Source organism: Streptomyces sp. NPDC006261, assembly GCF_040613515.1.
GTDB lineage: Bacteria > Actinomycetota > Actinomycetes > Streptomycetales > Streptomycetaceae > Streptomyces.
Genome location: NZ_JBEXSI010000038.1, coordinates 40031 through 62848, shown reverse-complemented (window position 1 = coordinate 62848; position 22818 = coordinate 40031). Strand labels below are relative to the sequence as shown.

Below are 22818 nucleotides of genomic sequence, written 5' to 3'. Positions count from 1 at the left end.
GAGCGGCTGCTACCAGGCGGGAGGGGAGGCGATGGAGCGGGCGAGCACGTCGTCCAGGACCCGGGCGGTGGTCTCCACGTCGTAGGTGGAGTTGTCGATGATGGGGAGCCCGGAGCCGTACCAGCCGGCCATCCGGCCGTGGATGCGGGCGACCTCCTCGTCGGAGAGCCTGCGGTTGCCGCTGCGGGCGGCGTTGCGCTCCAGGACGATCTCCAGGCCGGGCAGCAGCACGACGGGCAGCAGTCCGGGGCCCACATGGCGCTTCCAGCCGCCGAGGCCGACGACCGGGCGGTCGGGGAAGACGGCGTCGTCGAGGATGCAGGAGATGCCGTTGGCGAGGAAGTTACGGGCGGCGAAGCCGCAGGTGCGGCGGGCCAGGCGGTACTGGGCCTCGGAGTGGTCGTTCCAGCCGGCCTGGGGGTCGGCGAAGCCGGAGCAGACCCATTCGCGGACGTCGTCCAGGGAGACGTGGGCGGTGGGCACCCGGCGGCGGGCCGCCCAGAGCCGGGCCACGGTGGTCTTGCCCGCGCCGGCCGGGCCGATCAGCAGCACGGCGAGCGTGGCGGCGCCGGTGCCGGGCTCGGCGGGGGGTGCGGGCAGCGCCACGGGGCCGCCCGGGGGCAGCTGGACGTGTCCGGTGGCCTGGCCGCCGGAGGGCGGCGGGGTGGGCCCGGTGCCGCTCCAGCCGTGCTGGGGGGCCTGGCCAGGGGCGGGAGGCTGCGGTGCGTGCCCCTGGGCCGGATGCTGGGGGGCCTGGCCGTGCGCGGGATGCCGGGGAGCCTGGCCCGGTGCCGGAGCCTGGCCCGGTGCGAGGGGGGGCGAGGGTATCGGGGGCGGGCCCGGCGGTCCGGGGTGGCCGGGGTGCTGGGCCTGGTGCGACCAGCCGGCGGGCCCGTTGCCGGGTCCTTGGGGCGGCGGCAGCGGGGCCCCCACTGCGTGCTGCATCCGGTGCCACTCCGTCTCGTAACCGCAACTGACGCTGATGGGACGGCTACCGTACCTTCCCGGGCCGTCTCAGGGTGAACGGCCGGGGAGGGCACGGAGTGCCCGTGAGCACCCGGGGGGCTGTCAGTCCGTCAGTTCGTCGGCCAGGGCGCGCAGCGCGAGCCGGTAGGAGCCGATGCCGAACCCGGCGACGGTGCCCGTGGCCACCGGGGCGACCACGGAGGTGTGGCGGAACTCCTCGCGGGCGTACGGGTTGGAGATGTGCACCTCGATCAGCGGGGCGGTGCGCTGGGCGGCCGCGTCCCGCATCCCGTACGAGTAGTGCGTGAAGGCGCCCGGGTTGAGGACGACCGGAATCGAACCGTCCGCCGCCTCGTGGAGCCAGCGGATCAGTTCGCCCTCGTCGTTCGTCTCGCGTACGTCGACGTCGAAGCCGAGCTCCTTGCCGAGCGCGGTGCAGGTCTCGACGAGTCCGGCGTACGAGGTGGCCCCGTAGACGTCGGGTTCGCGGGAGCCGAGCCGGCCGAGATTGGGGCCGTTGAGCACGAGGACCCTGCGGGTCATGCGGAGACCTCCCCGTAGGCGGCGAGCAGTACGGCCGGGTCGGGGCCCTCCAGGACGGTGGGCTTGCCGAGGGCGTCCAGGACGATGAAGCGCAGCAGGTCGCCGCGGGACTTCTTGTCGACCTTCATGTTCTCCAGCAGCTTGGGCCACTGGTCGCCGCGGTAGGTGAGCGGCAGGCCCACGGACTCCAGGATGCTCCGGTGGCGGTCGGCGGTGGCGTCGTCGAGGCGTCCGGCGAGCCGTCCCAGCTCGGCGGCGAAGACCATGCCGATGGAGACGGCTGCGCCGTGGCGCCACTTGTAACGCTCGTTCTTCTCGATGGCGTGGGCCAGGGTGTGGCCGTAGTTGAGGATCTCGCGGAGCCCGGACTCCTTGAGGTCGCTGGAGACGACCTCGGCCTTGACCCGGATCGACCGCTCGATCAGCTCGGCGGTGTGGGGTCCGGCGGGCGTACGGGCGCCCTCGGGGTCGGCCTCGACGAGGTCGAGGATGACCGGGTCGGCGATGAAGCCGGCCTTGATGATCTCGGCCATGCCGGAGACGTAGTCGTTGACCGGCAGCGAGTCGAGCGCGGCGAGGTCGCAGAGGACCCCGGCGGGCGGGTGGAAAGCGCCGACGAGGTTCTTGCCCTCGGCGGTGTTGATGCCGGTCTTGCCGCCGACGGCCGCGTCGACCATGCCGAGCACGGTGGTGGGGATGGCGATCCAGCGCACCCCGCGCAGCCAGCTGGCCGCGACGAACCCCGCGACGTCCGTGGTGGCGCCGCCGCCGATGCCGATGATGACGTCGGTGCGGGTGAAGCCGGTCTGGCCGAGCGCCTTCCAGCAGTAGGCGGCGACCTCGACGGTCTTGGCCTCCTCGGCGTTCGGCAGCTGGATCGCGATGGCCTCGTACCCCTGTTGGGCGAGGTCCTGACGGACCGCCTCACCGGTCTCGGCGAGCGCCTCGGGGTGCAGGACGGCGACCCGCCGGGCGCGGTCGCCGATGAGCTGGGGCAGCTCGCCGAGGAGCTGGTGGCCGACGAGGACCTCGTACGGGTCGGAACCCGCGGAGCCTGCGACCTGGATGCGGGTGGGGCTCTGCTGCGTCATGCCGGTGTTCTCCACGCCGAGGGCCGCTGCGCCCTCCGGCAGTTCCAGTGCGTCGATGATCGCCTGGGCGACCTCTTCGGGGGTGTTCTCATCGGTGGCGACGACCGTACGGGCGACCTCTTCGTACAGGTGGCGGCGGGCGTCCATCAGCTCGCGCCACTGCCGGCGCGGGTTGACCGCGAGCAGCGGGCGGGCGGCGCCCAGGCCGACGCGGCGGACGGCCTCGTCCACGTCCATGGAGAGGTAGACGACCGGGCGGTCCGCCAGCAGCTCCCTGGTCGACCCGTCCAGGACGGCTCCGCCGCCGAGGGAGAGGACGCCCGTGTGTCCGGCGAGGGCAGCGGCGACGGCCCGGCGCTCCAGGGCGCGGAAGTGCTCCTCGCCCTCGTCGTAGAAGATCTCCGCGATCGGCTTGCCCGCCTCGGCGACGACGTCCGCGTCGGTGTCCCGGTAGGTGGTGCCGAGCCGGGCGGCCAGCAGTTCGCCGACGGTGGACTTGCCGACGCCCATAGGGCCGACGAGGACGACCAGGGGGCCGCTCATCGGATCTGGAGGTGGTCGAGGTACGACTGGACGTTGCGGGAGGTCTCGGGGACGCTGTCGCCGCCGAACTTCTCCGCGACCGCGTCGGCCAGGACCAGGGCGACCATCGCCTCCGCGACGATGCCAGCCGCCGGGACGGCGCAGACGTCGGAGCGCTGGTGGTGGGCCTTGGTGGCCTCGCCGGTGACGACGTCCACGGTGGCCAGGGCGCGCGGCACGGTCGCGATGGGCTTCATCGCGGCGCGGACACGCAGCAGCTCGCCGGTGGTGAGCCCGCCCTCGGTGCCGCCGGATCGCCCGGAGGTGCGCTTGATGCCGTCCTCCGTGGCGACGATCTCGTCGTGCGCCTTCGAGCCGGGGACCCTGGCCAGTTCGAAGCCGTCGCCGACCTCGACGCCCTTGATCGCCTGGATGCCCATGAGCGCGGCGGCGAGCCGGGCGTCCAGGCGCCGGTCCCAGTGCACGTGCGAGCCGAGTCCGACGGGCACGCCGTACGCCAGCACCTCGACGACCCCGCCGAGGGTGTCGCCGTCCTTGTGGGCCTGGTCGATCTCGGCCACCATCGCCTTGGACGCGTCCGCGTCCAGGCAGCGGACCGGGTCGGCGTCCAGCCTCTCCACGTCGGCGGGGACCGGGTAGACGCCGTACGGCGCCTTCGCGGCGGCCAGCTCGACGACATGGCTGACGATCTCGATGCCCGCGGTCTCCTTGAGGTAGGAGCGGGCGACGGCCCCGAGGGCGACGCGCGCGGCGGTCTCCCGGGCGCTGGCGCGTTCCAGGACCGGCCGGGCCTCGTCGAAGCCGTACTTCTGCATCCCCGCGAGGTCTGCGTGGCCGGGGCGGGGCCGGGTCAGCGGCGCGTTGCGGGCCAGCTTCGCCAGCTCGTCGGGGTCGACCGGGTCGGCCGACATGACCTGCTCCCACTTGGGCCACTCGGTGTTGCCGACCATGACGGCGACCGGGGAGCCCATGGTGAGGCCGTGCCGTACGCCGCCGAGGAAGGTGACCTCGTCCTGCTCGAACTTCATCCGCGCACCGCGGCCGTAGCCGAGCCGTCGCCGGGCCAGCGCCTCCGCCACCATCGCCGTGGTGATCGGGACACCGGCGGGAAGACCCTCCAGCGTCGCCACCAGTGCGGGTCCGTGCGACTCCCCCGCGGTCAGCCAGCGCAACCTGCTCAACGGTGCTCCTCATGCTCGCGCCTGAAATCCAACGGCGCCACCGGGTGCGCGGCCCTGGCCCGCCACCCCCGATCCTTTCACGACCGGGGGCAGGGTCCGGCCGCCGGTCCAGCAGACGGACGGGCGGGAGCAGGGGGAAGCGGGAAGACGTCGCCAGGTTCCTCGACACCGACGAAACCAAGATCTAACCGGCGTGTTGATTACTGGCAAACCCTGAAGCCGCTGCAATCTGCGGCTCATGCTATGACGTGCAGAGATCCCACGTGCTGTCCGAGAGGCATACGCAGGAAATCACCGTCTTCCACTCGACAACGCCAGTTCCAGGAAGAATTGCGCAGTCACCCTGAAGCATCCGACTACTTTTTCCTTTTACGGCGACAAGACGACACTGGGCGCAGCAATTCGCACCGAAGGCGGATCCTGGGCCAGGAAGAAGGAGCTTTCACTTACTACGCCGGCCCGGTCTGCGTACGCGCCTCCGGAAAGTGCGTGCAGTACCGGGGTATGACATGTCAGAGCGGCGCATCCGGCGTCTGGCAGGAGACGCACCCAGCTCTTTTGCCAACTGCGGCTGATCCAATTCCGTAGAGCCTGCCAGTGCAGTGGCCCCCAACGAGGCTTCCGGGGCCGGTGCACAGGCAGCGATGCCCCCGTGAAAGCCCGAGCTTCGGTGTCACCGCGACTCGAGGGCCCTGAGTCCCGCACTTCGCATGGCTGCCGGGAATGCGTGCGGCACACCTGTCATCTGCTCCACCTGAAGGGCCGCCTGGTGCACCAGTAGGTCCAGGCCCCCCACCACAGCACCTGCACGCTCCGACCATGCAGCCACCAGCGCCGTGGGCCACGGCTCGTAGAGCACGTCGAAGAGGATGCCCGGAGCCTCCGGCACGGATCCGGCCAAGTCGTCGGTGGCTCCGTCGGGGGTGGTGGCGATCACCAACGGCGCGCTCAGTGCCGCTGCCGCGTCGGCCCAGTCGCCGATCAGGACGTCGACCCCGAGCCGCTCGCCCCAGCCCCGCATCTCGGCGGCGCGCTCGGGGCCGCGTACATAGGCGGTGACTGGCCCGGCGCAGACCACGGCGAGTGCGGCCAACGCGGAGGAGGCGGTGGCACCGGCGCCGAGGACGGCGGCGGATTCGACCTTGTCGATCCCGCGCTCCCGCAGAGCGGCGATCATGCCGGGGATGTCGGTGTTGTCACCGACCCGTCGGCCGTCCTCGGTGAACACGACCGTGTTGACGGCCTCCACGGAGGCCGCCGTCGCGCTGATCTCGTCGAGCAGCGGGATGATCGCCCGCTTCAGCGGCATGGTCAGCGACAGCCCCGCCCAGGAGGAGTCCAGCCCTTCGATGAACCCGGGCAGCGCCGCCTCGTCGACCTCGAACCGGTCGTAGGACCAGTCGTCGAGGCCGAGCTCGGCGTACGCGGCGCGGTGCAGGACCGGGGAGAGGGAATGCGCGATGGGCGAGCCGAGGACGGCGGCCCGGCGTCGGATATCAGCCAAGTCCCTGCTGTTCCTTCCACTTCTCGTTCAGCTTCTCGTGCTCCTCGACGGTTTTCGTGAACTCGGTCTTCTTGCCGTCGAGCGAGATGAAGAACATCCAACCCTTGCCGGTCGGGTTGAGCGACGCCTTGATGGCGTCCATGCCCGGGTTGCTGATCGGCCCCGGCGGGAGACCCGCGTGGTAGTAGGTGTTGTAGGGGTCCGGGTTGCTCCGGATCTCCCTGGAGCCGATCTTGATCTTGCTCTGGTTGTTGAGGTAGTTGAACGCCGAGTCGAATTCAAGCTTGCGGTTGGTGATCGTGTTGTCGGGTTCGAGCCGGTTGTAGACGACTTCGGCCATCTTGCGGAAGTCGTCGTGCGTGAGGCCCTCCGCCTGCACCAGGCTCGCCACCGTCAGCACCTGCCACGGGCCATCGAGGTTGAACTTCTTGGCCGTGGCCTCGAAGTCGATGTTCTCGTACTCCTTGTTGGCCCGCGCGACCATCCGCTTCAGCGCGTCCTCGGGCTTGGATCCCTTGGCGACCGGGTAGGCCGCCGGGTAGAGGAAGCCCTCCAGCGGGTCCTTCACATCCGGGTTGTCGTCGGCCCAGTCGGGCAGGCCCAGCGACTCCGCCTTGGTCTTGGCGATCTCCGCCGTGGTGCCCTTCGCCAGCTCGAGCCGCTCGTCGATCTTGGCGTAGACCCTGACGTTGCGGGTGCCTTCGGGGATCACGAAGGCGTTCTGGCTCTTTGGGTCGAGCATCAGCTCCACCGCGCTGGCCCCGGACATCTCCTTCTTCAGGAGATAGACGCCGGCCTGGATCGACCGGCCCTTGGGGTTGTTGTTCTGCGCCGCGACGAAGGCGTCGGAGGACTTGATGACTCCCTGCTTGCGCAGGATGTTCGCGATGTCGTAGCCGAGGGCCCCCTCGGGGATCTCGACCTCGACCTGCTCGTCGGTGCCCGACCCCGCGAAGTCGGCCGGAGCGCCGAACTGCTTCTTCCAGTACGTGTAGCCGACGTACGACACTCCCCCGAGGCCGCCGACCAGGACGAGGGAGACGACCAGGCAGGCGCAGCCGTTGCGGCTCTTCTTCTTGCCCTTGCCGCCCCGTCGCTCGCCGTCTCCGCGGCCCCGGCGTGCGGAGCGCGAGGAGTCGTCGTCCGGATCGCCGTCGTCGTCGCGGGGTTCGCGGCCGGCGGGTTCGTCGGCGCCGGTGAAGAAGGGATGCGTCTCTTCCTGCGGCTCGTCCGGGTCCCAGTCCGTCGACGGCTTCTGCTGCTCGGGCTGCTGGTGCTCGGTCTCGCGGCGGCCCGGCGGCTGCGGCGGGGGGTAGGCCTCGGGCGTGCCGTAGTAGTCGTGCGATTCGCCGTAGCCGGCCGGCTGCTGCTGGGCGTAGTACGAGTCCTGGGGCTCGGCCCCGTACGGCACAGCGGCCTGCTGCCCGGAGTCCCAGCCGCCGTCGTACTGCGGCTGGGCGGGAGGCTGCTGACCGTACGGGTCCTGCTGCTGTGCGCCGTACTGCTGCTGATGCTGGTGCTCGTACTGCGGATACTGCTGCTGGTCGTACTGCTGCTGATACTGCTGGGGATCCTGGTGCTGCTGGTACTGCTGGGCGTCCTGGTGCTGCTCGTGGTTCTGGGCGTACGGGTCCTGCGGATAGGACTGCTGCTGGTCGCCGTACTGGCCCTGGCCGTGGTCAGCCTGCCGGCCTCCCCATCCCTGGTCCCCGTACAAGGGGTCCCCGGGATGCCACGGTTCGGAGCCGGGGCCCCGGCCATACTCAGTCATCGATCCCCTAGAGCCGCGAGACGACGTTCCGTCTCTTCGCTTCGCTGTGCGGTGTCTGTTCGAACCACCGACGCATCGCGCGGAACGTTACCGTATCGCGATCAGACAACCACTTCGACGCCCTCGCCCGGAGGATTGCCTGACGCCCGTTCGGACTCCAGAGCGTTCTGAAGGATCACCACAGCGGCAGCCTGGTCGATGACAGACCGGCCCTTCTTGGACTTCACGCCCGAGGCGCGCAGCCCCTGAGTGGCCGTCACTGTGGTCATCCTCTCGTCCACCAGGCGCACCGGAACGGGTGCGATCGAACGGGCGACCGCCTGGGCGAAGTCACGGACCTTGGCTGCCGCCGGGCCCTCGCCGCCGCCGAGGGAGCGCGGCAGGCCGAGGATGACCTCGATCGGCTCGTACTCGTCAACGATCTGGCGGAGCCGCCGGTGGGCGGCCGGGACGTCGCGTCCCGGCACGGTCTCCACCGGCGTGGCCAGGATCCCGTCGGGGTCGCACGAGGCGACCCCGATCCGGGCGTCCCCGACGTCGACGGCGAGCCGTCGTCCGCGGCGCATCTGCGTCATCCCGCCCGTCACGCCGTCTCGGTGACGAGGCGTTCGACAGCGACGACGGCGTCACCGATGGCGGCCGGGTTCGTGCCGCCGCCCTGGGCGACGTCCGGCTTGCCGCCGCCACCGCCGCCGAGCGTCTTGGCGGCCGTACGGACGAGGTCACCGGCCTTGAGGCCGCGCTCACGGGCGGCCTCGTTGGTGGCGATGACCGTGAGCGGGCGGCCGTTGGCCGTGGTGAACAGAGCCACGACGGCCGGGCGGCCGCCCTGGATGCGGCCGCGTACGTCCAGGACCAGCTTGCGCAGGTCGTCGGCGGAGGTGCCGTCGGGGACCTGGCCGGTGACCAGGGCGGTGCCCCGGACGTCCTTGGCGGACTCGAGGAGTCCGGCGGCGGCCTGCAGGACCTTCTCCGCGCGGAACTTCTCGATCTCCTTCTCGGCGTCCTTCAGCTTGCCGAGCATGCCCGCGATCTTCTCCGGGAGCTCCTCGGGACGGCCCTTGACCAGTTCCTGGAGCTGGGCGACGACCGTGTGCTCCCGGGCGAGGAAGTTGTACGCGTCCACGCCGACGAGGGCCTCGATGCGTCGTACGCCGGAGCCGATGGAGGACTCGCCGAGCAGCTTGACCAGGCCGAGCTGGGCGGTGTTGTGGACGTGGGTGCCGCCGCACAGCTCCTTGGAGAAGTCGCCGATGGTGACGACCCGGACCCGCTCACCGTACTTCTCTCCGAACTCGGCGATGGCACCCTGCTTCTTGGCCTCGTCGATCGACATGACCTCGGCCTGGACGTCGAGTTCGCGCGAGAGGACCTCGTTGATCCGCTGCTCCACGTCGGTGAGGACCGTGCCGGGAACGGCGGCGGGCGAACCGAAGTCGAAGCGGAAGCGGCCCGGGGAGTTCTCCGAACCGGCCTGGGCGGCCGTCGGGCCCAGCGCGTCACGCAGCGCCTGGTGGGTGAGGTGGGTGGCGCTGTGGGCGCGGGCGATGGCCCGGCGGCGGGTGGAGTCGATGGAGGCGAAGACGGGGGCCCCGACCGTCACCTCGCCGACCTGGACGACGCCCTTGTGGACGTGGACGCCGGGGACCGGCTTCTGGACGTCGCGGATCTCGATCACGGCACCGGTGTCGAGCCGGATGCGGCCGGTGTCGGCGAGCTGGCCGCCGCCCTCGGCGTAGAAGGGGGTCCGGTCGAGGACGACCTCGACCTCGTCGCCCTCGGTGGCGGCGGGCGAGGGCACCCCGTCGACCAGCAGGCCGACGATGGTGGACTCGCCGGCCACGCTGGTGTAGCCGGTGAACTCGGTGGCGCCGGAGCTGTCGGCGACCTCGCGGTAGGCGGAGAGGTCGGCGTGACCGGTCTTCTTGGCGCGGGCGTCGGCCTTGGCCTTGTCACGCTGCTCCTGCATGAGGCGGCGGAAGCCGTCCTCGTCCACGGAGAGCCCCTGCTCGGCGGCCATCTCCAGGGTCAGGTCGATCGGGAAGCCCCAGGTGTCGTGGAGCAGGAACGCCTTGTCGCCGGGGAGGACCTGGCCGCCGGCGGCCTTGGTCTCGGTGACGGCGGTCTCCAGGATGTTGGTACCGCCCCTGAGGGCCTTCAGGAAGGCGGCCTCCTCGGCGAGCGCGACCGTCTCGATGCGCTGGCGGTCGGTGACCAGCTCCGGGTACTGGAGCCCCATCGTGTCGATCACGACGTCGACCAGGTCCTTGACGACCGAGCCGGAGGCGCCCATCAGCCGCATGTTGCGGATGGCGCGGCGCATGATGCGGCGCAGGACGTAGCCGCGGCCCTCGTTGCCGGGGGTGACGCCGTCGCCGATGAGCATCACCGACGTACGGATGTGGTCGGCGACGACGCGGAGCGAGACGTCCGTGCCGTTCTCGGCGCCGTAGCGGACACCGGTCAGTTCGGTGGCCTTGTCCATGACGACGCGCAGGGTGTCGGTCTCGTACATGTTCTGCACGCCCTGCAGGATCATGGCGAGGCGTTCGAGGCCGAGACCGGTGTCGATGTTCTTCGACGGCAGGTCCCCGAGGATCGGGAAGTCCTCCTTGCCGTCGCCGGCGCCGCGCTCGTACTGCATGAAGACCAGGTTCCAGATCTCCACGTAGCGCTCGTCGTTGACGGCGGGGCCGCCCTCGACGCCGAACTCGGGACCGCGGTCGTAGTTGATCTCGGAGCAGGGGCCGCAGGGTCCGGGGACGCCCATGGACCAGAAGTTGTCCTTCTTGCCCAGGCGCTGGATGCGCTCGGCGGGGACGCCGATCTTGTCGCGCCAGATGGCCTCGGCCTCGTCGTCGTCGAGGTAGACCGTGATCCAGAGCTTCTCGGGGTCGAGACCGTAACCGCCGTCCTCGACGGAGTTGGTCAGCGCGTCCCAGGCGAGCTGGATGGCGCCTTCCTTGAAGTAGTCCCCGAAGGAGAAGTTGCCGCACATCTGGAAGAAGGTGCCGTGGCGGGTGGTCTTGCCGACCTCCTCGATGTCCGGCGTGCGCACGCACTTCTGCACGCTGGTGACGCGCGGGGCGGGCGGCTTGGCCTCGCCGAGGAAGTACGGCTTGAAGGGGACCATGCCCGCGGGGACCAGCAGCAGAGTCGGGTCGTCCGCGATGAGCGACGCCGAAGGCACGGCGGTGTGACCGCGCTCCTCGAAGAAGCTCAGCCAGCGGCGGCGGATTTCAGCCGACTCCATCAGTGGTCCTCATTCCGGTTGTTCGAGTTGTGGTCGTACGAGTTGCGGGGGAGCGTGCGGTACGTGTCCGGGTGCGCGGCGGGCTCGGCCGCCTCGACGGCGTAGTGCCGCTGCACGGGGAGCTCGGGGTCGACCGGTGCCTCCAGCCCCAGGGCGCCGCCCAGTTCGGCTTCGCGCCGGACCATTCCCTCGCGGACGTCGAGTGCGAAGTCCTTGAGCTTGTGGCCGGTCTCGATCGCCTTGTCCGCGGCCTGCGCCGCGAGGCTCTCGGGCGTCAGCTGCTTGAGCTTGCGGTTGACCTTGGTGGTGGCCCAGACACCGGCGGCTGCGCCGGCGGTGAACCAGAAGGTGCGGCGGAACATCGCTGGATCAGTCCTTCTGTCCGCGGGTGTTTCGGCGTTCGCGCTTGCGTCCGCGCGCCGAGGGTACGGTCCGGCCGACGATCACCGTGCGGCGGGAGGAGCGGCTCCGTGCCGGTTCCGCTTCGGGCTCGGAGGTGCTGCGGCGGCCGAGGGCCTGCCGTACGCCGTAGCCGAACGCGGCGACCTTGACGAGCGGTCCGCCGAAGGTGGAGGCGACGGTGGTGGAGAGCGCGGAGGCGTTGGAGGTGACCTCCTGGACGTCGCTCGCGATGGCGTCGACCTTGTCCAGCTGGGTCTGCGCGGAACGCACCGTCGCCGAGGCGTCCGCCAGCAGCGGAACGGCCTGTTCCGTCACGTCCGCCACCAGCTTGGTGGTCGCCCTGAGCGTCTGGGCGAGCCTCACCAGCACCACGGCGAGGAACGAGACCAGGATCGCCCAGAAGACGGCCACGAGGATCCCGGCCACCTCTCCACCGGACACTGTGCACCGCTCTCTGCTCGTCGCTTGTCTGCTTGTCGCTTCGGCCCCCGCGGGGGGCCTGCCTCCGTCGGTGCGGCCGGCTCCTGCCCGTGCGCCCGATCGTCGTCCCACGAGCCTATCGCGCCGCACATCTCCTCCCCTACCGCATTCCCGGAGGGCCCCGCCGCATTCTCCGGCGGCGGGGGGCGGGGCCCGGAAGCGAGATTGTACGGAGAGCATGCGGGCCAGTACCCTGCGTGTTTCATGCGAAGCCTGCAGCACCCTTCCATGAACCCGGACGACCCGGACTCCCCTTGCACCGCTCCGGTCGGCAACGTCCCGGCGGAGCTGAACCGGTTCGTGGGCCGCGAGGACGAACTGGCGGCGCTCGGCGGGCTGCTGGAGGAGTCCCGGCTGGTCACCGTGGTCGGAGTGGCGGGCGTGGGCAAGACCCGGTGTGTGAGCAGGGTCGCCGCGCTGCTGGAGAAACGGTACTGCGACGGGGTCTGGCTCACCGATCTGTCCCCGGTCCGCGAGGCCGGCCTGCTGGAGCACGCCGTGGTCGAGGCGCTCGGGCTGACCGACCACACGGGCAGACCGCCGCGCACCGTCCTCGTCGAGAACCTCCGCGAGCGCCGGGCGCTGCTGGTGCTGGACGGTTTCGAGCACCTCGTCGACGCCTGCGCCGACCTGGTACGGGAGTTGCTGCGCCGGGCGCCGGGGCTCCGGGTGCTCGCGGCCGGGCGCCGCCCTCTTCTGGTGGACGGTGAAGTGACGTTCACCCTCGCCCCTATGTGCGACGAGGACGCGGTGGAGCTGTTCTCGGAGCGGGCCCGCTCGGTGCGGCCGAACCGGGAGCCGACGGCCGGGGACCGGGCGGCCGCCCTGGAGCTCTGCCACCGCCTCGACGGTATTCCGCTGGCGCTGGAGCTGGCCGCGGGACGGCTGCGCGCCCTCTCGGTCGACCAGGTGCTGCTGCGACTGGACGACCGGTTCCGGCTGCTGACCGGCGGCAGCCGCGGCGCTCCGCCCCGCCACCGGGCGCTGCGTACGGCCATCGGCTGGAGTCATGAGCTGTGCACACCCGGGCAGCGGCTGCTGTGGGCGCGGCTCTCGGTCTTCGCCGGGCAGTTCGATCTGGAGGCCGCGGAGTACATCTGCGGCGGCGCCGGTCTGCCGGCCGACGCGGTGCTCGACGTGCTGGAGGAGCTCCTGGCCCAGTCGGTGGTGGAGCGTGAGGACGGTGCGACGGGCACCCGGTACCGCCTGCTGGAGTCGGTCCGCGAGTACGGCGCCGAGTGGCTGGCGGCGGCCGGGGACACCCGGCGGATGCGGCGACGGCACCGGGACTGGTACCTGGGCCTGGCGACCTGGTGCGAACTGGACTGGTTCTCGCCGCGCCAGGCGGAGGTGGCGGCCCGGATCGACGCCGAACTGCCCAACCTCCGGCGGGCGATGGAGTGCTCCATGGAGAGCCCCGACGAGGTCCATCTGGCACACCATCTGGCGGGCTCGCTCTGGTTCTACTGGGCCGGGTGCGGGCGGCTGTCGGAGGGCCGGTACTGGCTGGAGCACGTACTGGAGGAGCCGACCCCGTACGACGCCGCACGGCTCAAGGTGCTGTGGGTGCTGGGGTATGTGGCGGTGCTCCAGGGCGACGCGGTCGGGGCGATCTCGGCGCTCCAGGAGTGCCGGGAGGAGGCCGAGCGGTCCGGGGACGCCACGGCGATGGCGTACGCGGTCCACCGTACGGGCTGCCTGGCGATCGTCACGGACGACCCGGCCCGCGCCGAGGAGCTGCTGCGTGAGGCGCTCGGCCGCTACCGCGAGATCGGTGAGCTGAACAGCAATGTGGTGATGGCGCAGGTGGAGCTGGCCATGGCGGTGGCGTTCCTGGGTGATCTGGACGCGGCGGCGGACATCTGCGAGGAGGTCCGGGAGGTCTGCGAGGACCATGGGGAGCGGTGGGCGCTGGCGTACGCGCTCTACGTCCTGGCGTACGCCGCGCTGCGGCGGGGGCTGCCGGAGCGGGCGCGGCGGATGCTCGGGGAGTGCCTGATGATCGGCCGGACCTTCGACGACCTGCTGGCCACCGCGCTCTCGCTGGAGCTGCTCGCGCTGGTGACGGCGGTGGAGGGCGATGCCGGGGAGGCCGCGGTGCTCCAGGGGGCGGCGGAGCGGATCTGGCCCTCGGTGGGGCTGCCGCTGTTCGGCTCGGTGCACTTCGGGCGGCCGCGGGTGGAGTGCGAGGAGCAGGTGCGACGGGAGCTGGGGGACGCCGCGTACGAGGCGGGGCTGCGGGCCGGGAAGCGGCTGGATCGCGCCACCGTGGTCGAGCGGGCGCTGGGGGGTGGCGGTGCCCAGGAGCGTCGCGATCCGCCCGGGGCGGACGGTGGTCCCGCCTCCGGGGGAACGCGAAGGCCCGCCGCCTCCCGGATGACAGGGAGGGGCGGGCCGGAACGCTGGTGAGAGCGGCTACGCCTGGATCAGCGGGCGTAGTACTCGACGACGAGCTGCTCGTCGCAGATCACCGGGATCTCCTTGCGGTTCGGGTCCCGGTCCAGGCGGAAGGCCAGGGCCTTCAGGTTCACCTGGAGGTAGCGCGGGGTCTCACCGTCGGTGTCGTAACCACCCTCGCGGGCCACCTGGAAGGGGACCTTGGTGCGGCTGCGCTCGCGGACCTGGACGACGTCGTCGGGGCGCACGCGGAAGGACGGCTTGTCGACCTTGCCACCGTTGACCTCGATGTGGCCGTGGACGACCATCTGACGGGCCTGGTAGATGGTGCGGGCGATGCCCGAACGCAGGACCAGGGCGTCGAGACGGCGCTCGAGCTCGACGACCAGCGCCTCGCCCGTCTTGCCTTCGGCCTTCTTGGCACGGTCGTAGGCGCGCGCCATCTGGCGCTCGCTGATGTCGTACTGCGCACGCAGGCGCTGCTTCTCCAGCAGACGGACCTTGTAGTCCGAGTTCTGCTTGCGGCCACGGCCGTGCTCGCCCGGCGGGTACGGACGAGCTTCGAAGTACTTGACAGCCTTGGGCGTCAGAGCGATGCCGAGGGCACGCGACTTCTTGACCTTGGGACGCGACTGGTTAGGCACGTTCTCCAGACCTCCGTTGTGGGTTAGGTTAGGTTTACCTTACTCAAGGAGATCGCATGTCTCGCCCTGGGAACACCACTCACGTCACGGACAGCACAGACAGCGGCAGCACCCAGAGAGGTGCTGCTACGACGGAAGGCCGATCTGATCGTGGTCAGCCGCGTCCCAGCGGGCTTGAAAACACTCGGATGCCGTCAGCAGCCGAGCGCACACGAACTCTCGTACAGAGTACCTGCTCCGCGCTGCTCGTCGTACCGGGGCTCGATCCGGCCCGCGCCGAAGCCCTGGTCCCGGACAGCAGGAGCGTAGGGCCCGAGGGTGACCTCTTCCTCGAATTCCCCGCGGATAGCCCAGCAGTACGGGCCGCGACGCACGCGCAGGGCGACGAGCTGACGGCCGTGCTGCAGATCACGGACGTCGCCCCGGTCTCCGTACCGCACCGCATCCGCGGCCGCGCCTGGGTCTCCGGCTGGCTCACCTCCGTGCCCGGCCTCGCGGAACCGGGCCGCATGATGCTGCGCCTCGAATTCGGCGAGGCGTACGTGGACGACCTCTGGGGCGCCGAGGACGTCGAGGCGGAGGACTTCCGGGACGCCGCCCCCGATCCGCTCGGCGGCCACGAGGCGGAGCTGCTCCAGCACCTGTACTCCGCCCACGACGAGCAGATGCGCACCCTGTGCGGGCTGCTGGGCGAGCGCACGGCGCGGGCCTGCTCCTCCCACCGGCCCACCGCCGTGCCGGTGGCGCTGGACCGCTTCGGGCTGCGGGTGCGCTTCGTGGAGGACAAGGGGTCGTGCTTCGACGCCCGCTTCGAGTTTCCGGAGCCGGTACGGGACGTCACCGAGCTGCGCCGGGCGATGCACACCCTCTTCGAGGCGGCCGCGTCCTGATCCCGGGACCGGCGGGTCAGGACGGGGCCGCGCCGCCTGTACGGCCCAGGCGCTCGCGGACCCGCTCGACCACGTCCGCGTACCGCGCCTCGGCGCCGTGCCGGGTGGGGGTGTAGTACTGCCGGTCGCGAACCGCGTCCGGGGCGTACTGCTGGGCGGCGATGCCGCCCTGGACGTCGTGCGGATAGACGTAGCCCTGGGCGTGGCCGAGCTTGGCGGCGCCCTTGTAGTGGCCGTCGCGCAGATGGGCCGGGACGGGCCCCGCGAGCCCCTTGCGCACGTCCTCCTGCGCGGCGGAGATCGCGAGCGTCGCCGCGTTGGACTTGGGCGCGAGAGCGAGGGCGATCGTGGCGTGGCTGAGGGTCAGCGCCGCCTCCGGAAAGCCGATCATCGCGACGGCCTGGGCGGCCGCCACCGCCGTCGGCAGGGCGGTGTGGTCGGCGAGGCCGATGTCCTCGCTGGCGGAGATCATCAGCCGGCGGGCGATGAACCGGGGGTCCTCCCCCGCCTCGATCATCCGCGCCAGATAGTGCAGGGCGGCGTCCACGTCGGAGCCGCGGATGGACTTGATGAGCGCGCTGGCCACGTCGTAGTGCTGGTCGCCGTCGCGGTCGTACTTCACGGCGGCCCGGTCGACGGTGGCCTCGACCGTCTCCAGCGTGATCTCCGCCTCGTGCGTGGCGAGCGCCGCACCGGCCGCCGCCTCCAGGGCCGTGAGCGCCCGGCGCGCGTCGCCGCCCGCGATGCGCAGAAGATGCGCCTCCGCGTCCTCGGGCAGGGTGAGGGATCCGCCGAGCCCGCGCTCGTCGGTCAGCGCCCGGCGCAGCAGATCACGCAGGTCGTCGTCGGTCAGCGATTCCAGGGTGAGCAGCAGGGAGCGCGACAGCAGCGGCGAGATGATCGAGAAGTACGGATTCTCCGTGGTGGCGGCGATCAGGGTCACCCAGCGGTTCTCCACGGCGGGGAGCAGGGAGTCCTGCTGGGCCTTGGAGAAGCGGTGGATCTCGTCCAGGAAGAGGACGGTCTCCTTGCCGAAGCCACCGGTGGCGCGGCGCGCGCTCTCGATGACGGCCCGGACCTCCTTGACGCCCGCGGTGATCGCGGAGAGCTCCACGAAGCGCTTGTTGGTGGCCTTGCTGACCACGTACGCCAGGGTGGTCTTCCCGGTGCCGGGCGGACCCCACAGGATCACCGACGAGGCACCGGCCGGACCGCCGCTCCCCTCGACGAGCCGGCGCAACGGCGAGCCCGGCTTCAGCAGATGCTGCTGGCCGACGACCTCGTCGAGGATGCGCGGACGCATCCGGACAGCGAGGGGGCTGCTGGACGGGTCCTTCTCCTGGCGGTCTTCGGCGGCTGCGGTAAAGAGGTCGGGCTCCACGTCATGAAGCCTATGCGACCCCACTGACAGTGCCCCGGTCGGCGGGTGCCTCTCAGCTGGTCCAGAAGTCCCACCAGCGCGTCAGGATCAGCATTCCGATGATTCCGATCCACAGCACCGGGGGCACCCAGGAGAACTCGGTCAGCCCGTTCCGCAGCCAGGCGGGCGCGGGCAGGATGCGGTGCTTGACGTTGTGCGTGGTCACGTAGCAGAACATGATGATCGTCGCGACCCAGGCCAGGCAGCACCACAGGCAGAGCGAGTTGATGTTGTACAGCGACTGGTACTGGAGCCAGGTGCAGAAGCCGACGCCGAACAGGGTGCCCGCGTTGAGGCCGAGCCAGAACCAGCTCCGGTAGCGGGCGCCGGCGAGCAGGCCCACCCCGATGGCGATGACCATGCCGTACGTGACCAGGCCGAGCATCGGGTTGGGGAACCCGAACGCCGAGGCCTGCTCGCTCTTCATGATGTTGCCGCACGCGACGACCGGGTTGAGGCTGCAGCCGGGCGTGAAGGAGGGGTCCTCCAGCAGCTTGAACTTGTCGATGGTGATGACCCAGGAGGCCAGCAGACCGGCCGCGCCGGTGATCACCAGGAGCAGGGCGAGTCCCCGTCCGGCACCGAAGGTGCGCTTGCCGCCGTCCTCGTCCTGGTCGGACGGGGAGTGGTGGTCTACCGCTGCAGTCGTCATATCGCCGTTCCATCACTGAGTCGTCAGCCGGGCACGGTCATTGTGCCGCACCTCCGGACGGGGCAGCCGTTCGGCGGACATAAAGATGTACGGCCGGTGGGCGGGTCCCGGCCCACCGGCGGGCGTCCGGCACGGTCCGGGCCGCCTGGGGCGGAAACGGTTTGGCGGGATGAAGCGCGCCTCTCCGTGTTGACGTAGGGGGCCGGGCGCGCAACGAGGAAGCGCGGCGAGGAAGCGTGAAGCCCTCCCCCGCCGCGCCCCGTTCCGCCGTGTCTCAGCCCAGCCGCTTCGTCAGCTCCGCGACGACCTCGGCCAGCGGCACCGCGCTCTGCTCGCCGGACTCCATGTCCTTCAGCTGGACGGCTCCCTCGGCCAGGTCGCGTTCGCCGGCCACCAGGGTGTAGCGCGCGCCCGAGCGGTTGGCGCTCTTCATCGCGCCCTTCAGGCCGCGGCCGCCGAAGGCGAAGTCGGCGGCGATGCCTGCGCGGCGCAGTTCGGTGACGACGGTGAACAGGGCCCTGCGTGCCTCCTGGCCGAGGGGGACGGCGTAGACGCTGGTGGTGACGGGGAGGGCGAGCTCGACGCCCTCGGCGTCCAGGGCGAGGACCGTGCGGTCCACGCCGAGGGCCCAGCCGACCGACGGCAGGGCGGGGCCGCCGATCATCTCGGAGAGGCCGTCGTAGCGGCCGCCGCCGCCCACCGCGGACTGCGAGCCGAGACCGTCGTGGACGAACTCGAAGGTGGTGCGGGTGTAGTAGTCGAGGCCGCGGACGAGCTTCTCGTCGTCCTCGTACACGACCCCTGCTGCCGTCAGCAGCGAGCGGACCTCCTCGTGGTACGCCTTGCAGGCGTCACAGAGGTAGTCGCGGAGCTTGGGCGCGTCGGTGAGCTGCTTCTGTACGTCGGGCCGCTTGTCGTCCAGGACGCGCAGCGGGTTGATCTCGATGCGGCGGCGGGTCTCGTCGTCGAGGTCGAGGTCGCGCAGGAAGGTCTGGAGCGCTTCCCGGTAGACGGGGCGGCACTCCTTGTCGCCGAGCGAGTTCAGCAGGATGCGGAACTGGCGCAGGCCCAGCGAGCGGTACGCCTGGTCGGCCAGGATGATCAGCTCGGCGTCCAGGACCGGGTCCTCGGTGCCGATGGCCTCGGCGCCGACCTGCGAGAAGTGGCGGTAGCGGCCCTTCTGCGGGCGCTCGTAGCGGTAGTACGAGCCGGAGTACCAGAGCTTGACGGGGAGGTTGCCGGCCTTGTGGAGGTTGGCCTGCAGAGCCGCGCGCAGCACGGAGGCGGTGCCCTCGGGGCGCAGCGCCAGCTGGGAGCCGCCCTTGGTGGTGAGGGTGTACATCTCCTTGGTGACGATGTCGGTGGACTCACCGACACCGCGGGCGAAGAGTTCGACGTCCTCGAAGCCGGGTGTCTCGATGTAGCCGTAGCCGGAGTCGCGCAGGGGAGCGGAGATGGCCTCGCGCACCGCCAGGAACTTCGCGGAATCCGGCGGGGTCAGGTCGTACGTGCCCTTGGGGGCCTGGAAGGTGCTCACGTGGTTGCGTCTCTCGTCTTCTACAGTCCTCGGCGCGGCGACGCGTCCAGACCGTTCATGAACGGATTGGTGGCTCGCTCGCGGCCGATGGTCGTCTGGGGGCCGTGGCCGGACAGCACCACGGTCGAGTCGTCGAGCGGCAGGCACACACGGGCCAGCGACTCGAGCAGCTCGGCGTGGTCGCCGCCGGGCAGGTCGGTACGTCCGACGGAGCCGGCGAAGAGCAGGTCGCCCGAGAAGAGGACCGGCGGAATGTCCGCGGCCCCGGGCATCCCGAACGTCACCGACCCCTTGGTATGGCCGGGCGCGTGCGAGACGCCGAACTCCAGCCCGGCCAGGGTCAGCTTCGAGCCGTCGGTCAGCTCCTTGACGTCGTCCGGCTCCCCCACGGTCAGCTCGCCCATGAGCGGCATCCCGATGGAGCGGCCGAGCGCCTTCTCCGGGTCGCTCATCATGTAGCGGTCCTGGGGGTGGATCCAGGCGGGGACGTCATGGGCGCCGCAGACGGGGACGACCGAGGCGACGTGGTCGATGTGGCCGTGGGTGAGCACGACGGCGACGGGCTTGAGCCGATGCTTCCTCAGCGCTTCCTCGACGCCCTGGGCGGCCTGGTGGCCCGGGTCGATGATCACGCACTCCTCACCGGCGGCGGGGGCGACCAGGTAGCAATTGGTCCCCCAGGCCCCGGCGGGGAACCCGGCAATGAGCACGATCGTCCTTAATGTTCGTCCGGAGGATGCGGCAGCGGTGAAGGATGCAGCAGATCAGAGCCTACCGGCGCTCCTCATGACACAGGTAACCCATATACGGTACGGGCAGCCCAGCCCCGATCTCACGACGTAACAAGGAGCCCAACCGGTGTCCAGCAGCGAACAGCGGCGGCGGCAGCTCGCCCGGGAGAAGTTCGAGCGCCAGCAGAAGCGCCGGGAGGAAGCCCGTCACCGGACGAGGCGCATCACCGCGATCGTCGCGGCCTCGGTGGCCGTGGTCGCCGTCGTCGGGGTGAGCGCGTTCGTCGTGGCGGGCAAGGACGACGGCAAGGACGACAAGAAGACCGAAGCGGCCGCGAGCCAGAGCCCGGAGCCGACGCCCTCGGAGAGCGAGAGCAAGGCTCCCCTGCCGCCGATGGAGATCGACAAGAGGGCGACGTACACAATGTCGCTGGGGACGAGCCAGGGCGACATGGCGTTCGCCATGGACGCGGCGAAGACCCCGCAGACGGTGAACTCCTTCAAGGCGCTCGCCGACAAGGGCTACTTCGACGGGACGAAGTGCCACCGCCTCACCACGCAGGGCATCTTCGTCCTGCAGTGCGGTGACCCGAAGGGTGACGGCACCGGCGGTCCCGGCTACAACATCCCGGACGAGAACCTCACGGCCCTCGGCAAGGCGGGGGACGACGGCACCGTGACGTTCCCGGCGGGCACGGTGGCGATGGCCAACACCGGCCAGCCGGACTCCGGCGGCAGCCAGTTCTTCCTGGTCTACAAGGACACGAAGCTGCCCCCCACCTACACCCCGTTCGGCACGCTCGACAAGGCCTCCCTGAAGAACGTGGAGAAGGTCGGCGCCGCGGGCGTCGAGGGCGGCGCGGGCGACGGTGCGCCGAAGAAGGCCGTGGAGATCGAGAAGGCGACCGTGAAGAAGAGCTGATCCGGCCGCACGGCCCCGGGGTGGGGGGTCTCGCACCCCGGGCCGCCGGGCGGGAGCGGATAATTTCGGCCGCGCTGAGTGCGGACAGCCGGGCGGCCGGTCGCCTAGATTGGCGTTGTGCAGGGCGGGCGAGGCCCGCCCGAGGAAACTGTGGACGATGCCCGGGGGGCGAACCCCCTCGCAGGCATCAGGTGGAGGAGGCGCTGTGAGCAGCGACCCGTGGGGCCGCGTCGACGAGACGGGCACCGTGTACGTGCGTACAGCCGACGGCGAGCAGATCGTCGGATCGTGGCAGGCCGGTTCCCCCGAGGAGGCTCTGGCCTATTTCGAGCGCAAGTACGACGGCATCGTGGTCGAGATCGGCCTCCTCGAACGGCGGGTGAAGACCACCGATCTGTCCGCGAAGGACGCGACGACCGCGATCGACCACCTGCGGCAGCAGGTGGACGAGCACCACGCGGTGGGCGACCTGGACGCGCTGCGCAAGCGGCTGGACGCGCTCGTGGCGACGGTCGAGGCGCGGCGCGAGGAGCGCAAGGTCCTCAAGGCCAAGCAGACCGACGAGGCCAAGCACGCCAAGGAGGCGCTGGTCGCCGAGGCGGAGGAGCTGGCGCAGAGCGAGCAGTGGCGGTCGGCCGGTGAGCGGCTGCGGGCGCTGGTGGACACCTGGAAGGGTCTCCCCCGCCTGGACCGCAAGTCGGACGACGAGCTGTGGCACCGCTTCTCGCACGCCCGCTCGGCGTTCTCCAAGCGGCGCAAGGCCCACTTCGCCGCGCTGGACGCCCAGCGCGAGGACGCCCGTAAGGCCAAGGAGAAGCTCGTCACCGAGGCCGAGGCGCTGTCCGGCTCCACGGACTGGGTGACCACGGCCGCGCGCTACCGCGACCTGATGACCGAGTGGAAGGCGGCGGGCCGCGCCCAGCGCGAGGCCGAGGACGACCTGTGGAACCGTTTCCGCGGCGCCCAGGACGTCTTCTTCGCCGCCCGCGGCGAGGTCTTCGCGGAGCGGGACGCCGAGCAGGGCGAGAACCTCAAGCTCAAGGAGGATCTCGCCACCGAGGCCGAGAAGCTGGTGCCGGTGAAGGACCTGAAGGCGGCCCGGGCCGCCTTCAGGGGCATCAACGAGCGCTGGGAGGCCATCGGCCACGTACCGCGTGACGCCCGGCCCAAGGTCGAGGGCCGGATGCAGGCGGTGGAGCGGGCGCTCCAGGAGTCCGAGGAATCCGAGTGGCGCCGGACGAACCCGGAGGCGCGGGCCCGCGCCGAGGGTCTGACCGGTCAGCTCCAGGCCGCCGTGGACAAGCTGCGCGGCCAGATCGACACCGCGCGCGCTTCGGGCAACAACGCCCGCGCGGACAAGCTGGCCAAGGAGCTTGAGGGCCGGCAGGCGCTGCTGGACCAGGCCCTGAAGGGCCTGGAGGAGTTCGGCGGCTGAAGCCGGGGCTGAGGGCTGCCAGAAGGACCGGTACGCAATCGCGGATGCTGTTGGTTAATCCGGGGCCTTCCTGCTTCGCCCCGTCGACCTTGTGGTCGGCGGGGCGAAGTGCTGCGAAGTGGCTGGTGCGGATGCGGGCTCGGGGGGTGCCGGTGAGGTGGGCGTCGATGCGAGCGAGGCTGACTGCGGCGCCGGCGCGTTGGTGCTGGAGGCTGGTCTTGGCAAGGCCGCGGTAGCGGGATCTGCGTAGGTCGCAGCGGTTGACGGCTCGGGCGATGGCGCCCTCGACGCCGGCGCGGATCCTGTATCGCTCTTTCCAGGTATCGGTTCGCTGCTCAACCCGGGCCGTTCGCACGGTTTGGTGTTCGTCGCGGGCAGTCCCGCGTCGCCGGCGAGTCATGGATGTCCGGGACCGTCACGCCGTCGTGGACGGTTGCGAGGGACCAACGGCATCCG

19 protein-coding genes and 1 pseudogene are annotated in these 22818 nt (G+C 70.9%); 4 read left to right on the top strand and 16 right to left on the bottom strand.

Going from position 1 to position 22818, the window contains the following annotated elements:
* Window positions 1-9 precede the first annotated feature (9 nt).
* The 10 genes from ABZ154_RS23835 to ABZ154_RS23790 form a co-directional block, all read right to left on the bottom strand.
* Window positions 10-945 (bottom strand): Pro-rich N-terminal domain-containing protein, encoded by a 936-nt coding sequence (locus ABZ154_RS23835; protein WP_356835715.1) that lies wholly within the window; start codon window positions 943-945, stop codon window positions 10-12.
* A gap of 123 nt (window positions 946-1068) precedes the next feature.
* Complete coding sequence (aroQ, locus tag ABZ154_RS23830; protein ID WP_084744903.1) at window positions 1069-1509, bottom strand: type II 3-dehydroquinate dehydratase; 441 nt, start codon at window positions 1507-1509, stop codon at window positions 1069-1071.
* Window positions 1506-3143, bottom strand: coding sequence for a 3-dehydroquinate synthase (gene aroB, locus ABZ154_RS23825; protein ID WP_356835713.1), 1638 nt, complete (start codon window positions 3141-3143; stop codon window positions 1506-1508). The genes aroQ and aroB overlap by 4 nt, the downstream gene beginning before the upstream one ends.
* Window positions 3140-4324: a chorismate synthase gene (gene aroC, locus ABZ154_RS23820; protein WP_356835711.1), complete on the bottom strand. Its 1185-nt coding sequence runs from the start codon at window positions 4322-4324 to the stop codon at window positions 3140-3142. Before aroC ends, aroB begins: the two co-directional genes overlap by 4 nt.
* Window positions 4325-4997: 673 nt before the next feature.
* A complete protein-coding gene (locus tag ABZ154_RS23815) occupies window positions 4998-5828 on the bottom strand; it encodes a shikimate dehydrogenase (RefSeq protein WP_356835708.1) in 831 nt (276 codons plus the stop codon).
* Window positions 5821-7599 (bottom strand): endolytic transglycosylase MltG, encoded by a 1779-nt coding sequence (gene mltG / locus ABZ154_RS23810; protein ID WP_356835706.1) that lies wholly within the window; start codon window positions 7597-7599, stop codon window positions 5821-5823. Before mltG ends, ABZ154_RS23815 begins: the two co-directional genes overlap by 8 nt.
* Window positions 7600-7700: 101 nt before the next feature.
* Window positions 7701-8174, bottom strand: coding sequence for a Holliday junction resolvase RuvX (ruvX, locus tag ABZ154_RS23805; RefSeq protein WP_356835704.1), 474 nt, complete (start codon window positions 8172-8174; stop codon window positions 7701-7703).
* Between the two features lie 8 nt (window positions 8175-8182).
* Window positions 8183-10852 carry an alanine--tRNA ligase gene (alaS, locus tag ABZ154_RS23800; protein WP_356835702.1) on the bottom strand — a complete coding sequence of 890 codons (2670 nt, stop codon included), beginning with the start codon at window positions 10850-10852 and terminating at the stop codon, window positions 8183-8185.
* Window positions 10852-11214, bottom strand: a complete 363-nt coding sequence (locus tag ABZ154_RS23795) for a DUF6167 family protein (protein ID WP_356835700.1) — start codon at window positions 11212-11214, stop codon at window positions 10852-10854. Before ABZ154_RS23795 ends, alaS begins: the two co-directional genes overlap by 1 nt.
* 7 nt (window positions 11215-11221) lie before the next feature.
* On the bottom strand, window positions 11222-11680 hold the full coding sequence (locus tag ABZ154_RS23790; protein ID WP_356835699.1) for a DUF948 domain-containing protein: 459 nt from the start codon (window positions 11678-11680) through the stop codon (window positions 11222-11224).
* Between the two features lie 258 nt (window positions 11681-11938).
* Between ABZ154_RS23790 and ABZ154_RS23785 the strand changes: the two genes are divergently transcribed.
* Window positions 11939-14143: an AAA family ATPase gene (locus ABZ154_RS23785; protein WP_356835697.1), complete on the top strand. Its 2205-nt coding sequence runs from the start codon at window positions 11939-11941 to the stop codon at window positions 14141-14143.
* Between the two features lie 17 nt (window positions 14144-14160).
* On the opposite strand, the gene rpsD is transcribed toward ABZ154_RS23785, so the two are convergent.
* Window positions 14161-14775: a 30S ribosomal protein S4 gene (gene rpsD / locus ABZ154_RS23780; RefSeq protein ID WP_015607373.1), complete on the bottom strand. Its 615-nt coding sequence runs from the start codon at window positions 14773-14775 to the stop codon at window positions 14161-14163.
* Window positions 14776-14963: 188 nt separating this feature from the next.
* Between rpsD and ABZ154_RS23775 the strand changes: the two genes are divergently transcribed.
* Window positions 14964-15665: a DUF2470 domain-containing protein gene (locus ABZ154_RS23775; protein ID WP_356835694.1), complete on the top strand. Its 702-nt coding sequence runs from the start codon at window positions 14964-14966 to the stop codon at window positions 15663-15665.
* A 16-nt stretch (window positions 15666-15681) separates the two neighbouring features.
* Here ABZ154_RS23775 and ABZ154_RS23770 read toward each other — a convergent pair whose 3' ends face one another.
* The 4 genes from ABZ154_RS23770 to ABZ154_RS23755 all read right to left on the bottom strand — a co-directional run bounded on the left by ABZ154_RS23770 (window position 15682) and on the right by ABZ154_RS23755 (window position 19984).
* Window positions 15682-17046: a replication-associated recombination protein A gene (locus ABZ154_RS23770; RefSeq protein WP_356835692.1), complete on the bottom strand. Its 1365-nt coding sequence runs from the start codon at window positions 17044-17046 to the stop codon at window positions 15682-15684.
* Between the two features lie 52 nt (window positions 17047-17098).
* Entirely contained in the window at window positions 17099-17737 is a 639-nt protein-coding gene (locus ABZ154_RS23765) for a vitamin K epoxide reductase family protein (RefSeq protein ID WP_356835691.1), read from the bottom strand.
* 274 nt (window positions 17738-18011) lie between these two features.
* Window positions 18012-19274 (bottom strand): histidine--tRNA ligase, encoded by a 1263-nt coding sequence (gene hisS, locus ABZ154_RS23760; RefSeq protein ID WP_356835689.1) that lies wholly within the window; start codon window positions 19272-19274, stop codon window positions 18012-18014.
* A gap of 20 nt (window positions 19275-19294) precedes the next feature.
* Window positions 19295-19984, bottom strand: a complete 690-nt coding sequence (locus tag ABZ154_RS23755; protein WP_356835687.1) for an MBL fold metallo-hydrolase — start codon at window positions 19982-19984, stop codon at window positions 19295-19297.
* Window positions 19985-20132: 148 nt separating this feature from the next.
* Here ABZ154_RS23755 and ABZ154_RS23750 point away from each other — a divergent pair, with 148 nt between their 5' ends.
* Window positions 20133-20927 (top strand): peptidylprolyl isomerase, encoded by a 795-nt coding sequence (locus tag ABZ154_RS23750; protein ID WP_356835686.1) that lies wholly within the window; start codon window positions 20133-20135, stop codon window positions 20925-20927.
* Between the two features lie 205 nt (window positions 20928-21132).
* The gene (locus ABZ154_RS23745) at window positions 21133-22362 is read left to right on the top strand and encodes a DUF349 domain-containing protein (protein ID WP_356835684.1); all 1230 of its coding nucleotides are present in this window, start codon (window positions 21133-21135) and stop codon (window positions 22360-22362) included.
* A 76-nt stretch (window positions 22363-22438) separates the two neighbouring features.
* Here ABZ154_RS23745 and ABZ154_RS23740 read toward each other — a convergent pair.
* Window positions 22439-22747, bottom strand: a pseudogene (locus ABZ154_RS23740) (transposase); the annotation flags it as partial.
* Between the last annotated feature and the right edge of the window lie 71 nt (window positions 22748-22818).